The sequence below is a fragment of the Ruegeria sp. BHSC029 genome (assembly GCF_059613085.1).
Window position 1 is genome coordinate 285,848 of the sequence record NZ_JBXWRU010000002.1, and the last position, 14,121, is coordinate 299,968.

Sequence of the window (14,121 nt, forward strand, 5' to 3'; positions counted from 1 at the left end):
CGCGCTAGTTGCTCGCAGTGCGGTAGTTGTGGCGGTAGAAGATATGCACACCGATGCGCGCAGTTTCCTTGTAAACGCGCGACCACGACGGGCGCACCGCCTTGGTGTGGTAATGCGTGGCCCCCGACGTCAGCGGGTCGCTGACCCCCTCGATCGCCGCCTTGGCAACTTTGGCCACGCGCTCATAGGCTTTCTTCTCGTGAATGACTTCCTTGCGGCCGTCACAGGTATAGGTGAACTGGCACTGATATTTCTTGCCTGTTCCCTGACGGATCACGCCGCAGACGGTGTTCGGGAAACGGGTGCTTTCCACCCGGTTCAAAATCACCTCGGCAACCGCGAATTGGCCGCGCACGCTCTCTCCGCGCGCTTCGAAATACAGGGCCTCGGCCAAGCATTTCAGATCTTCGCCACCGCTGGCTTTGGGCTGTTGGTCCAGCCAGGCCTTGGTGTAGGAAATCTCAACCGGTTGGACCTCTTTCCTAGGTTGGAACAGCTTCAGATAGTCGCGAAAGCTTTGTCCCGGCACCTCGTTGCGCGACACCAGTTCGCGCTTGGCAGTCTCGGTGGCTTCCCTCTCGGCAACGGACGCACTCGGCATCACGGTTGCCGCCGCAATGGCAACAGCCAGTATATATCGTAGCATCAGATAACCTCGCACAGGCACTTCACGCGCCATACCCTCCCCCGGCGGGCGCGACGGGGTCATAACGCAGAAGGCGCGAAAGGTCCAGTTCTGAGGAAAAAGCAAGAAAAATCTTGCCCGCGGGGCCAAAATTAATCAGCCACAGGTCCATCCCGAAACCACTATTCCTAGGGCTTTGACGGTCTGTCAACCCCCAAGTTTTGACGAAATCGCCAACTGAGCGGCAGCCAGCCGAGCGACCGGGACTCGGAAGGGTGAACAGGACACATAATCGAACCCCAAATCCCGACAAAGGGCGATTGATTCGGGGTTGCCGCCATGTTCACCACAGACCGAAAGCGTGACATCGGGCCGAGCTGTACGCCCCCGCTCCGAGCCCAGCTTGAGCAGTTCGCCGACCCCATCGGCGTCCAGAACATGGAACGGATCCTCGGTGAACACCCCCTGCCGAACATAGGCTGACATGAAGCGTCCCGCGTCGTCGCGCGACAGACCATAGGTCATCTGCGTCAGGTCATTGGTGCCGAAACTCAGGAACGAGGCATGAGGAGCGATTTCCTCGGCGCGCAAACAGGCCCGGGGCGTTTCGACCATCACACCCAACCGGTATTCGAACTCCTGACCACGCTCGGCCGCAACGGCTGCGGCAACCGTGTCCACCCGCGCCTTGATCAGTTCGACCTCGCGCTTGGCCGAAACCAGCGGAATCATGACCTCGGGCACCACCGGCGCGCCATTTTTGCTGGCTTCGAGCGTCGCCTCGAAGATCGCGCGGGCTTGCATATCATAGATCTCGGGCACCGTGATACCAAGGCGTACGCCCCGCAACCCCAGCATGGGGTTGTATTCGCTCATTTCGTCCACCCGACGCTCCACATCCGAAACCGGAAGATCCAGCGCTTCGGCCAGTTCGCGCTGCCCGCTGCGCGTGGTCGGCAGAAACTCGTGCAGAGGCGGATCGAACAGTCGGATGCAGACGGGCTGCCCTTCCATGATCCGGAAAAGCTGCACAAAATCATCGCGTTGCATCGGAAGCAACCGCTCCAAAACCGCCGCGCGTCCCGATGAAGTCTGAGCGAAAATCATCTCGCGCATCACGATCAGACGACCGGGGTCGAAAAACATATGCTCGGTTCGGCACAACCCAATCCCCTGCGCCTGGAAGTTTCGCGCAGCCTGCGCGTCGGCAGGAGTGTCGGCATTGGCACGAATTGATATGTCTCGCTCGGCGTCGGCCCAGCTCATCAAGGTCTGAAAACAGTCATCCAGTGCAGCTTCGAGCATCGCCGGCTCGCCCGCCAACACCTGGCCCGAGCTTCCGTCAATCGTCAGAATGTCGCCTGTGGTGAAAACGCGGCCGTCCGGAACGGTAAGCTGCTTTTTCTTGGTCTGGAACCGCATCTCGGACGCGCCGACGATACAGGGCAGCCCCAGCCCGCGCCCGATCACGGCCGCATGGCTGGTCATGCCACCCTTTTCGGTCAGTACGGCGACCGCGGCGTGCATGCCGCGCACATCCTCGGGCGAGGTTTCACGGCGCACCAGAATGCAGGGCTCACCGCGCGCCGCGCTGGCTTGTGCCTCGGCCGAAGTGAACACGATCCGGCCGGTGGCCGCCCCGGGACTGGCCCCGATACCCGTGGTCAGCACGTCACGCTTGGCCTCGGGATGCACCTGACGGTGCAGCAACTCATTCAGAGAATGCGGGTCGATCCGCATGACGGCTTCCTGCGGGGTGATGATGCCATCCTCGGCCAATCGAACAGCGATCCGCATGGCGGCGCGGGCGCTGCGCTGAACGCGGACCCCGTCCAGAATATGCACCTTGCCGTTTTCGATCACGAATTCGACCTGCATCTCTTCGCGCAATTTGCGCCGCATCAACGCCGCATGGGCCTTGAGGTCGGCAAAGGCCTGAGGCGCAACATCCTCGAGCGCTTGCCCGCGCGGGTCCTTTTCAAGGTAGAGGGCCGCAACCCCCTCGCCCAGCGCATCGCGCCCCTGGCTTTGGCTCAGGTAGCGGCCTGTGATCTGCGGCATGCCGGTCGAGGTATCCACCAGCTGCAGCACACCCGATCCGCATTCGCCCTGACCGACGCCCGGGATCATCTCCTGAATGACAAGGCCCAGTCCGGCATCCGCCGGAGCGCCCTTGGCCTGCCGCAGCAGACGGGCGGACGTACCATCCCACGCCCGCGCCATCGAGCGCAGGACCGCCAGCAACTGCTCGCCCCGGTCCTGGGGGAACGCTTCGTCCGTTTCGTCCTCATAGGCGCGCAGGGTCTGGCGCAGGCCTTCGCGACCATCGGCTTCGATGTCGTCGAAAACGTCCGCGTCCAGTCGCGCAACGTGGATCGCATAACTTTGGACGAACCGCAGATACAGTGCGGCAGCGGCCTCGGGACCCATCTTGTCGGACAATTCCACGAAACGGGCATCGTTCATCCCGATGTTTAGAACCGCGCCGGGGCCACCCCAGTCAGGGTCCTCGGAACTGGGGCGAACGCACAGCAACGCCGATGCGTCGAACTGTTCAAGTATGGCTTCGATTGCCGGGATATCGCCGTCAGCGATCCGACGCACCTGATCGAAGGACAGGGCCACCGTACGCGGTACGGGAAGGTCCAACCGCACAAGGCGCTGCAGACATTTCGCCCGGCCGCCATGCGTGTCGGCGGCGACAGGAGCATCAGAAGTGATGAGCGTGGTATGCGGATTATTCTGCACTGCGGCACCTTTTGGTTTCACCGCAGCATAAGCGCCCTAGCCTTCCGCGCAAGGGCCTTGTGGGCGCGCCAGAGCGCGCCCTCTAGGTCAGCCTTCGATCTTGGTCAGGTCCGCGACGCTGGAGCAGATCTGGCGGATCTGGCTCAGCAGATTCAGGCGGTTGCGGCGCAGCACGGCATTGTCGGAATTGACCTGGACGTCCTCGAAGAACGCGTCGATCGGCCCGCGCAGCGCGGCCATGGCCGCCATCGCCGCCGGGAAATCCTCGGCCTTGAGTGCCGGTGCAATCTTGGCCTGTGCCTGATCCAGCGCGGCGAACAGGGCCTTTTCGCTGTCGGTCTCGGCGAATTTCAGATCGGCACCGAACGAGTATTCGACCCCGTCCTTCTCCTCGGCCTGGGTCAGGATGTTGTTGGCGCGCTTGAAGCCCTGCACCAGATTTTCGCCATCTTCGGTCGCGATCACCACATTCAACGCGCGGGCGCGCTTGACCAGCAGGTTGAGGTCGTCATTGCCGTCCATCGCGATGCAGGCGTCGATGACGTCGTGGCGAATGCCCTCGTCGCGGAGGAAGACTTTGAGGCGGTCGTGGAAAAAGGAGAGGAGATCGTCAGATGCGTCTGGGACCTTTTTTTCAAGTTCAAGAAAGGCCGTGGCAGGCAATCCTCCGATTTTGTCCTTGACCGCTTGGAATGCAGCACCAAAGACACCTCGCTCTGCAATTTCTTCCAACAGATCAAGAACGTTAGCTTCCGGCAACGCCTCATTGATTGCGCTTTCTGCTCGAATAAGTTGGCTGTCAAAGAAGCGATCCAACGACAGCCGCAGATCGTTTTCGAGAACCAATCGAGAGATACCCAAAGCAGCGCGACGCAAAGCAAACGGGTCTTTTGAGCCGGTGGGCTTTTCATCAATCGCCCAGAACCCGGTCAGCGTGTCCAGCTTGTCGGCAAGCGCCACGGTCACCGAGAGCGGCGCGGTTGGCACGTCATCCGACGGGCCCAGCGGCGAGTAGTGCTCCTGCGCCACGGCGGCCACGGCGGCGTCTTCTCCAGCCGCCTCAATGTAATACCGCCCCATAAGCCCCTGAAGTTCGGGGAATTCATAGACCATCTCCGAACTCAGATCGGCCTTGGCCAGCCGCGCGGCCTTCTCGGCTTGATCCGGGTCGGCGCCCGTCACCGGGGCCAGTTCGCGGGCCAAGGCGGCAATGCGGTCGATCCGCTGCGCCTGGGTGCCCAGCTTGTTGTGGAAGGTCACGTTCTCAAGCGCGCGGGTCCATTGCGTGATGTCGGCCTTGGCGACGCGCAGGTCATTCTCCCAGAAGAATTTCGCATCGGCCAGACGCGCCGACAGCACCTTCTGGTTGCCGGCCAGAATGGTCGCGCCATTGTCGGTGGTCTCGCGGTTGGCCACAGTGATGAACCGCTCGATCCGCCCCGTCTTGGGATTGCGGACCGAGAAGAATTTCTGGTGCTCTTTCATCGAGGTCTGCAGCACCTCGGGCGGCAGGTCGAGGAATTCATCGTCGATCTGCCCCATCAGCACCACCGGCCATTCGACCAGCCCGGCCACCTCGGCCAGCAAGCCCTTGTCCTCGACCACTTCCAGACCGGCGGCAAAGGCCATGTTCTGTGCGTCGTTCCAGATATGCTCGGCCCGTTCCTCGGGCGACAGCACGACAAAGGCGCGTTTCAGCTTGGCGGCGTAGTCCTCGAACCCGGTCACGGCGAACCGGCCGGGCGCCATGAAGCGGTGGCCCTCGGTGGTGTCACCGGCGGTGATTCCGTCGATCTCCATCGGCACGACCTGCGCGCCGGCTTCATCGCTGAGGATGCACAGGATCGAATGCAGAGGGCGCACCCAGCGCAGGGAGGAGCTGCCCCAGCGCATGGATTTCGGCCAGGGGAAGTTGCGGATCGTGTCGGCCAAAACCTCGGCCACGATCCCGGCCGCCGGGCGGCCCGGTTTCTCGATGGTGGCGAAATAGACCGCACCTTTGGGCGTGTCCCGTTCCTCGAGCTGGTCGCGGCTGATCCCCGCGCCACGCAGGAAGCCCTCGATGGCCTTGTCCGGCGCGCCGACCTTGGGGCCCTTGCGCTCCTCGCGGATGGTGGGGCTTTCGGCCAGCAGCCCCTCGACCGCCAGCGTCAGGCGGCGCGGCGTGGTCAGGGCGTGGGCATGGGCATAGGTCAGACCGGCCTCGACCAGACCGTCGGTGATCCGTTTTTTCAGATCCTCGCCGGCGCGGGTCTGCATGCGCGCGGGGATTTCCTCGGAAAACAGTTCGATCAGCAGGTCGGGCATTTTCGATCCTTAGAAATTGACGATCGTCTGGATGACGATGGCATTGGCGATATCCACGAAGAATGCGGATACAAGGGGGAGCACGATAAAGGCAATAGGCGAAGGCCCGTATCGCTTGGTTACGGCGGTCATATTGGCAATTGCGGTCGGTGTCGCGCCCAGCGCGAAGCCGCCGAACCCCGCCGCCAGCACGGCTGCGCGGTAGTTGGCGCCCATGACCGGGAACAGAACCCAGATCACGAAGGCCACCGCAAACAACGTTTGCGCCGTCATGATCACCACGATGGACAGGCCCAGATCGGCGATGGTCCACAGTTGCAGGCTCATCAGAGACATGGCCAGAAATGCGCCCAGCGCGAATTCCGAGATCAGCGCCAGCGACGGCGTGCGCGACACCGTCGCGGCGCGCGGGGCCAGCAGCGGGCGCAGGTTGCCGATCACGATACCCATGATCAGGCAGGGCACGAACAGCGGCAGTTTCAAACCCGCGGCCAGGATCACCTCAGACAGAGCATAGCCCGCGATAATGGCCATGTTCAGGTACAGCAGCACCCGCATCACCGTCAGGTGGTCGATCTTCGCTGCCGCGTCTGACGGCTCGTCGGGCACGCCGATCGTGTGTTCTTCGTCCGGCCGGTTTGGCGACAGGTCGCGCCCTTCGATCAACAGACGCGCGATGGGGCCACCGACCAGCGCGGCCAGGACCAGGCCCAGGGTCGCAACCGCAACGCCCAGCTCGGTCGCGCCCTCAAGCCCGGTCACCTGCGCCACCTCGGGCGCCCAGGCGATGGCGGTGCCGTGGCCGCCGATCAGGGCAGCCGAGCCGAACAGAACGCCGGACTGCGCCGGATAGCCGAAGGCCGCCGCCCCCGCCGCGCCGATCAGGTTCTGCGCCACGATCGTCAGCAACGTCAGGATCAGCAGCAGCACCAGAGGCTTTCCGCCCGCGATCAAATCGGACAGCCGGGCGTTCAGGCCGATCCCGGCAAAGAACAGCACCAGCAGGAAATCCCGCGCGGTCAGGTCGAACTCCAGTTCCATACCGAACAGCAGATACAGCGTCAGAACCACCAGCGAGGCCAACAGACCGCCGGTCACGGGTTCGGGAATGTTGAATCGGCGCAAAACCTCTGTGCGGGCGTTGATCTCGGCGCCCATCAGATAGACGGCAAAGCCCAGCGTTGCCGTCAGAAATCCGGGGATTTCAACGATGAACCCCATCCCACCCACTCAGTTTTCCGGTCGGGGCGGGCACTCTTCACCGACAACCGTTCCGTCATAGGCCTTTTCGCCGCAGTTGTTCAGGGCATGCCAGGCAAAACCCGAACCGTCCTGCGTTACCGCCACGATCCGATCAACGCCATAGTGGATGTTCTTGACCCCTACGAACGCGCGGGCGGATCCGTTCGCCAACGCCTCGGCCAGAGTAGCCGCATCATAGCAGTCGAACCAACCCGGGGCCGTCAGCGGCTCGGCCTCTTCGGCGCTCATGTAGCGGGCGGCCAGTTGTTCCGGCTTCAGATCTGTCTGGAAACAAGCCCGATGCCGGATCGGAGAGCTGTCGGCGTCGATCGCCTGAAACGCGCTGTAGGCAATTGGCACCGGTTGGCCGGTCGCGGTTTCGGTCAGAACAACATCCTGACCGGGTGAGGGTTCGACCTCGTAGTAGTAGCCGTAGACCTGCAGGTAATACATGCTGACGCCAGCAATGACGGCGCAAGCGACCAACAGAATTGCCAGCATTTTCCCGGTCATGCGCGATCCTCCTGTGGGGTGCGACGAGCCATCAGGCCTCGAAACCCGCGGCCTCGGTCTGCACGAAAGCATCGGCGCATTGCTTGGCCAGCGCGCGCACCCGCCCGATATAGGCCTGCCGCTCGGTCACCGAAATCACGCCGCGCGCGTCCAGGAGGTTGAAGATATGGCTGGCCTTGATGCACTGGTCATAAGCAGGATGCGCCATGATGATCCGCTTGCCCGTTTTGGGGTCAACGTTTTCCTGGCTCAGGATCGCGGCGCATTCTTCCTCGGCCTCTTCGAAGTGGCGCAGCAAAACCTCGGTGTTGGCCACATCAAAGTTCCAACGGGCGTATTCCTCTTCGGTTTGCTTGAAGATGTCGCCATATGTCAGCGGGCTGGGCGATTGCGGGTCGTTGAAGGGCATGTCCATTACGTGGTCGATGCCCAGAACATACATCGCCAGCCGTTCCAGACCATATGTCAGCTCGCCCGAGACCGGCGCGCAGTCATGGCCGCCGACCTGCTGGAAATAGGTAAACTGGCTGACTTCCATGCCGTCGCACCAGACCTCCCAGCCCAGGCCCCATGCGCCCAGGGTGGGGCTTTCCCAGTCATCCTCGACGAAACGGATGTCGTGCAGGTCCATGTCGATGCCGATGGCCTGAAGGCTGCCCAGATACAGCTCTTGCAGGTCCGGAGGGCTGGGTTTGATCAGCACCTGGTACTGATAGTAATGCTGCAAGCGGTTGGGGTTCTCGCCATAGCGCCCATCGGTCGGACGGCGCGACGGTTGAACGTAGGCCGCAGCCCAGGGTTTGGACCCCAAAGCCCGCAGGGTGGTTGCAGGGTGGAACGTACCGGCACCGACCTCCATGTCGTATGGCTGCAGGATGGCACAGCCCTTCGAGGCCCAGTAGTTCTGAAGCCGCAGGATGATTTCCTGAAATGAACGTGGTGCGCTGGACGGTTCGGTCATGACATTCCCTTTGGGCGCGGATTTGCCCGGTTCCGGTCGGTTTTGCCCTTCCTATGCAAGGGGCAAAGGGGCGTCAACGGGCCAATGCCCGCCTGCTGTCACTGTGCCGCCACACCAGAAATTCCCCGTATCGTGGGCATAGCGTTTTCACCCCTGAATCGCGTAAGTTGAGGCAAAGCCAAAACACTGCATAAAACGGGCAGAAAATGACACGCGTATTTGTTGCAATTCTTTTACTGATTACAGTCGGCATGCGCGCTGCGTATGCTCAACAGGGGGCTGACGCAGGCGTCTGGGTTCAGGTCGAAGCGCAGCCATCGCTGCGCGAGGCACAGGACCGGGCGCAAGTCTATGCCAATGCCCTGCCCGACGTGAACGGGTTCCGCCTGAACAGCGGCTGGTACGCCATAGTGATCGGCCCCTATCTGCGGGCCGACGCCGAGCAGGTGCTGCGCGTCTACCGGGCCGAACGGCAGATCCCCTCAGACAGTTTCATCACATTTTCAGGCGCCCTGGGGCAGCAGTTCTGGCCAATCGGCGCCAATGTCCTGAACCGCGGGGCAATCACAGCGCCCGTTCAGCCCGAGCCGCAGCCAGAGCAGCCACAGGCCGGTCTGACGCCCCAACCTTCGGACGAGACGAGATCACAGGCCCTGCAGTCCGAGCGGCAGCTGAGCGGACAGGAACGAAAAGACCTGCAAACCGCATTGCAGGCTGCCGGGTTTTACAGTTCGACCATCGACGGGGCATTCGGCCAGGGCACACGTCGGTCGATGGCGGAATGGCAGCGATTCAATGGCTTTGAACCGACCGGAGTCCTGACGACGGCACAGCGCAAGGCTTTGATGGATGACTACAATGCCCCGCTGATCAGCGTCGGCATGGCCCGTCACGTCGATGATCGCGCTGGGATTTCCGTCGACCTGCCGCTTGGGGTAGTTGCCTTCGACCGATACGAGGCGCCGTTCGCGCATTTCAATTCCAGCGGTGATCTGGACGCACGGGTCGTTTTGATCAGCCAGGAGGGCAGCAAAACCACTTTGCGCGCGCTGTTCGAGGCGATGCAATCGCTCGAGATCGTGCCGCTGAACGGCCCGCGTGAGCTGCGTGGCGACAGGTTTACCATCGAAGGCCGTGGCAACGGGATCGTATCCTATACACAGGCCAATCTGAGCGACGGCAAGATCAAAGGCTTAACCCTTGTCTGGCCCGAAGGCGATGACGCACGCCGCGCCCGGGTTCTGGCGGCAATGATCGCCAGCTTTGAAACCACCGATGGTGTTCTTGATGCTGCGGCTGGTGCCAATGCCGAGCAAAGCATCGACTTGATGTCCGGTCTCCAACTCAGAAAACCACGGTTGTCGCGGTCGGGCTTTTTTGCCGATCCCGACGGTCTGGTCCTGACCGTGGCCGAGGCGGTGCAGAACTGCACCCGCGTCACCCTTGAGGACGGTCAGGAACTGCAAACCGCGTGGAGCGATCCCGAACTGGGCGTGGCGGTCCTGCGCCCCAACAAGACGCTGGCACCGATGGCCGTTGCGGCCTTGAATGAAGCCCAGCCTCGCCTGCAATCCGAGGTGGCCGTTGCGGGGTACTCATATGAGGGCGCTTTGGGGGCTCCGACGCTGACCTACGGCAAGATCGCCGATATCCGCGGGCTGAACGGAGAGGCTGGCGTGACCCGCCTGAGCCTGACCGCACAACCCGGAGACGCCGGCGGCCCGGTATTCGATGATCACGGCAACGTGGTCGGAATGCTGCTGCCTGCGCGGACCGAGGGGCGCACCCTGCCCCGCGATGTCAGCCTGGCTGCCGCGGCCTATCGCCTTCACGAGATCCTGTCAAAGGCCGGGGCAACGGCTCAGACCGCGCAGGAAACCGGCCAGGTTTCGCCTGACGAGTTGAACCGCCGCGCGACTGGCATGACCGTGCTGGTAAACTGCTGGGGCTGACCGCATAGTCACGAACAGAATTTGAAGGCGCCGCAGGACATTGCGGCGCCTTTTTTCATCCCTTCAAGATATCGGGCGTGACGTGCACAAGGGTCGGCACGGGCGCGTCAAAGGCCGCGCGAACGGCAGCCTGCATTTCAGGTAGCGAGTTTGGAGCGGCCGACCGCGCACCGAAAGCCTCGGCCAGCTTGCAGAAATCAGGGTTGCGCGCGACAACCGCGTTCGGAGCAATCTGGCTGCCGACCATGCTGTCCTCGATCTCTTTCAGCTTGCCGTTGTCCCAAAGGATCATGGGCAGCGACAACCCCAGCTCGACCGCCGCACCCAGTTCCTGCATCGTATAGTGGAACCCGTAGTCACCCGCGATCACGGCAGTTGGCTTTCCGCGCCGCGCAACCGCGCCGCCGATCCCGGCCGGCAGTGCATAGCCCAGAGTGCCGAACCCGGTCGGGTGGTGCCAGTGGTATGGGCGCGCCATGTCCCAGACTTCTTTCGCGACATAGGCGAACTGGGTCATGTCGGAATAGATCATGGTGTCGGCGGGCATCGCTGCACGCAAGGCGTCGGCAACCGGCACGATACCCGGTCTTTCCGCGTCGACCTCGGCGCGCCAGCGCGCTCGGGCTTCGGCCACCTCTTCCGGCGACCAGCCGGTGGCCGGTTTGCAGTCTTGGGTCGCGGACCACAGTGAATGGGCAAAACTTTCGCCGTCGGCCTGCAGCTTGACCGCCGCCCGGTGCCGGTCGGCCAGCACCTCGGGGTCGAGGTCAACCCGCACCAAGGTCGCCTTGTGGCCCAACCGGTCGCGCCAAAGGTCGACCTCACCCAATTCGGCACCGACCGCGATGACCAGATCGGCCGACCCAATCACCTCGGCACTGCCGGGTCGCGGCAAGGTCGCGCCGAAATCCAGGGTATAGCCGGTGCCGACCAACCCACGCCCCGCATAAGTGGTGAAACAGGCCGCACCGAGCTGAGACAGAATCTGGCGCCACAGGTTAGACCTCGACCCACCACCCAATATGAACAGCGGCCGCCGTGCGATGTTCAGCAGCGACAGAACCGGCGCAATGTCCAGCGCCAGAGCCTTGACCCGCACCGCGTCCTGGTTCGGAAAAGGAGCGGGGTCGGCCTCGGCCTCCAACTGCGCGATCGGGACCTGGATATGCTTGGGGCGCGGACGTTTCAGCGCGAACTCCTCAAAGGCGCGTTCGATCAGGCCATAGGCTGATTGCGCGTCGTTTGCCTGGCAGGACCAGTCGGTCACGCATTCAGCGGCCGCGCGCTGGTCTTTCATCTGGTGCAACTGGCCGCGCTGTGCCTGCGTTTCGCTCAGACAGGAGGACAGAACCAGCATCGGAACCGAGTCGGTATAGCCCTGCCCCATCGGCGTCATGACGTTGCACAGGCCAGGACCGGTGATCACGTAGGCCACGCCGGGCTTGCCCGTCGCCCGTGCATAACCGTCAGCCATGAAGCCCGCGCCCTGCTCATGCCGCGCCAGCACATGAGTAATGCCCGCTTCTTCGATTCCACGGTACATTTCCTGATTGTGCACACCGGGAATGCCGAAAATGACTTCGACCCCCCGATCCTTGAGCATGTGCGAGATTTGGGCGCCCAATGGTCTTTTCATCAGCCTCTCCAGAACCGAATGGTGAACAGGACATACACGGCCATCAGCTCCAGCCGGCCGGTCAGCATTCCGAAGGTCAACAACCACTTGGCCGTGTCGTTCAGCCCGGCAAAATTCCCTGCGGGGCCGATCTGATCACCCAAACCGGGGCCGACATTTGCAAGCGCCGTCGCTGCACCGGATACCGCTGTGATGAAATCCAGACCAGTCAGCGCCAGCGCCCAGGACAGCGCCCCCAGCGACAGCGCGAAGAACATGAAAAAGCTCATGACCGATGTCAGGACATCGCGGCTGATGGCGCGGCCATCATATTTGGGCACGAACACTCCGTGCGGCGACCGGATCCGACTGATCTGAGCCTTGATGGAAGCAATCAGCAACTGATAGCGGAAGATCTTGATGGAACAGGCCGTCGAACCGGCGCAACCGCCGATCAGACCGATCATGAAGAACATCATGATCGGAAAACTGCCCCAGGTCATGTAATCGACACTGGCGTAGCCGGTGCCGGAAATGATCGAGGTGATATTGAACAACGACTCGCGCACCGCCTGTTCCCAGTGGTGCGGAAAGACCGATGTAAGAAAGACAGCCATGATCACCACCAGAACGGCGATCGTGGCCAGAAAGGCCCTAATCTGGCTGTCTTCCAGGATCGAGCCTGTCCGGCCGTTGACGAATTGCACATACCGCACGAACGGCAGCGCAGCCAGGATCATGAATATGGACGCGGCGTATTCCGCGGGCCCCGAGAACGTACCGAACGAGGCGTCATAGTTCGAGAACCCTCCGGTGGACATGGTTGTGAACGCATGAACGACCGCGTCGAAAAAGTTCATTCCCAAGCCGGCATAAACCAGGGCGCAGGCTACGGTCAGGAATACATAGATCAGCGAAATCTGGCCCGCGATCTCTTGCGCGCGAGGAAGGATTTTCCCCATGGTTTCAAACCCTTCCGAGCGGAAGATTTGCATTCCGCCGACCTTGAGCTCGGGCAGGAAAACCATGGCCACGACAATGATGCCGATCCCGCCCAGCCATTGCAGCAAACCGCGCCACAAAAGCAGGCCACGCGGCAGATCATCCAACCCGGAAATTACGGTCGACCCGGTGGTGGTCAGCCCGGACATGGCTTCGAAATAGGCATCGACAAATCGCAGCTCGGTCTCACCGAACACGAAGGGGATTGCCCCGAACAGCGGCAGCGCGACCCAGACGCCAGTGGTCAGCAAAAAGGTCTGACGGATGGTCAGCCCCTCGCCCACACCGTTCGAGCAGCTCATGGCCAGAACCACGCCGGTCAGGATCGTGATGACACCGCTTTCAAAGAAAACGTTCCACTCGCCCCGACCCTCGATGATGTCCGCAAGCATCGGCAACAGCATGGTCGCCCCAAGTATGGCGACCAGCAAGCCAATCACATATCCGACCGGGCGAAGATCCATCATGACGGGCAGCGTTGGCGCGCCGGCCCGAAAGTGTCAAGCAGATGATCTGTGATCAGTCGTCCATTTTTTCAGCCACGGGCGGCATGGCCGGTGGCTTGGACGGCGCACGCGTGCGGCGCGTGGCCGGTTTCGGTGCCTCGGCGGGTTTGGTTGTTGCAACCGCTACGGGCTTTTTGGCCTTGGCTTCTTCGGTTGAAGCCGCAGGTTTTGCCTCGGTGGGCTTGGCCTTGGGCGTCACGGCCGTTGCGGGTTTCTCCGATGCGACCGGAGTGACGCGCTGTGCAGGAGTGGCCGTTGCGACGGGCTGCGGCGGTTTTTGAGCCGTTGCAGGCGGCGTTTTGGGCTTGGCTGTGGCCTTCGTGACCGGTTTCGGTGCGGCTTTTGCGGGTGCCTTCGGCTTCGGAGCCGGCTTTGCGACCGTCTTGGCCTTGGCCCGGACCACAGGTTTCGCCTTCTTCGCGGCGGGTTTGGCCGTGGTTCGCGCCACCGGTTTCTTGGCCGACTTCACGGCCGGCTTCGTTGGTTCGGTGACCGACGCAACCGGGATCGGGAACACGGTTTGAGCAAATGCCTGCATCATTTTCATCTGGCTGGTCACGGCATAGCCGGCCAGACGCACGGCGGCGGCCTGCAGCTCAAGCTGTTGGGCAATGGGATTCATTCCAAGTCTCTCCTGTAGCAATGAAGCA

At 62.3% G+C, this 14,121-nt stretch carries 10 protein-coding genes; 1 reads left to right on the forward strand and 9 read right to left on the reverse strand.

The genetic code is table 11. The annotated features are described in order from the left end of the window. Nucleotides 1-4: 4 nt before the first annotated feature. The 6 genes from AC2FML_RS05065 to AC2FML_RS05090 form a co-directional block, all read right to left on the reverse strand. Nucleotides 5-646 (reverse strand): cell wall hydrolase, encoded by a 642-nt coding sequence (locus AC2FML_RS05065; RefSeq protein ID WP_170337909.1) that lies wholly within the window; start codon nucleotides 644-646, stop codon nucleotides 5-7. Nucleotides 647-832: 186 nt separating this feature from the next. Continuing rightward, a complete protein-coding gene (locus tag AC2FML_RS05070) occupies nucleotides 833-3,394 on the reverse strand; it encodes a putative PEP-binding protein (RefSeq protein WP_496735930.1) in 2,562 nt (853 codons plus the stop codon). 66 nt (nucleotides 3,395-3,460) lie between these two features. Continuing rightward, nucleotides 3,461-5,680 (reverse strand): glycine--tRNA ligase subunit beta, encoded by a 2,220-nt coding sequence (gene glyS, locus AC2FML_RS05075; protein ID WP_496782247.1) that lies wholly within the window; start codon nucleotides 5,678-5,680, stop codon nucleotides 3,461-3,463. Nucleotides 5,681-5,689: 9 nt separating this feature from the next. Continuing rightward, nucleotides 5,690-6,901: a sodium/glutamate symporter gene (gene gltS, locus AC2FML_RS05080; protein WP_496782248.1), complete on the reverse strand. Its 1,212-nt coding sequence runs from the start codon at nucleotides 6,899-6,901 to the stop codon at nucleotides 5,690-5,692. A 9-nt stretch (nucleotides 6,902-6,910) separates the two neighbouring features. After that, nucleotides 6,911-7,435 carry a DUF6446 family protein gene (locus AC2FML_RS05085; protein ID WP_496782250.1) on the reverse strand — a complete coding sequence of 175 codons (525 nt, stop codon included), beginning with the start codon at nucleotides 7,433-7,435 and terminating at the stop codon, nucleotides 6,911-6,913. 31 nt (nucleotides 7,436-7,466) lie between these two features. Further along, complete coding sequence (locus tag AC2FML_RS05090) at nucleotides 7,467-8,396, reverse strand: glycine--tRNA ligase subunit alpha (protein WP_093962505.1); 930 nt, start codon at nucleotides 8,394-8,396, stop codon at nucleotides 7,467-7,469. Between the two features lie 206 nt (nucleotides 8,397-8,602). Here AC2FML_RS05090 and AC2FML_RS05095 point away from each other — a divergent pair, with 206 nt between their 5' ends. Continuing rightward, nucleotides 8,603-10,348, forward strand: coding sequence for a serine protease (locus tag AC2FML_RS05095; protein WP_496782252.1), 1,746 nt, complete (start codon nucleotides 8,603-8,605; stop codon nucleotides 10,346-10,348). 55 nt (nucleotides 10,349-10,403) lie between these two features. Here the strand turns inward: AC2FML_RS05095 and AC2FML_RS05100 are convergent, their stop codons facing one another. From AC2FML_RS05100 to AC2FML_RS05110, 3 genes are read right to left on the reverse strand one after another with little or no spacing between them, the layout of a single operon-like run. Beyond that, nucleotides 10,404-11,984: a thiamine pyrophosphate-binding protein gene (locus AC2FML_RS05100; protein WP_496782254.1), complete on the reverse strand. Its 1,581-nt coding sequence runs from the start codon at nucleotides 11,982-11,984 to the stop codon at nucleotides 10,404-10,406. Continuing rightward, nucleotides 11,984-13,432: a TrkH family potassium uptake protein gene (locus AC2FML_RS05105; RefSeq protein ID WP_170443191.1), complete on the reverse strand. Its 1,449-nt coding sequence runs from the start codon at nucleotides 13,430-13,432 to the stop codon at nucleotides 11,984-11,986. Before AC2FML_RS05105 ends, AC2FML_RS05100 begins: the two co-directional genes overlap by 1 nt. 52 nt (nucleotides 13,433-13,484) lie before the next feature. Continuing rightward, nucleotides 13,485-14,093, reverse strand: coding sequence for a hypothetical protein (locus AC2FML_RS05110; protein ID WP_496782256.1), 609 nt, complete (start codon nucleotides 14,091-14,093; stop codon nucleotides 13,485-13,487). Nucleotides 14,094-14,121: the final 28 nt, after the last annotated feature.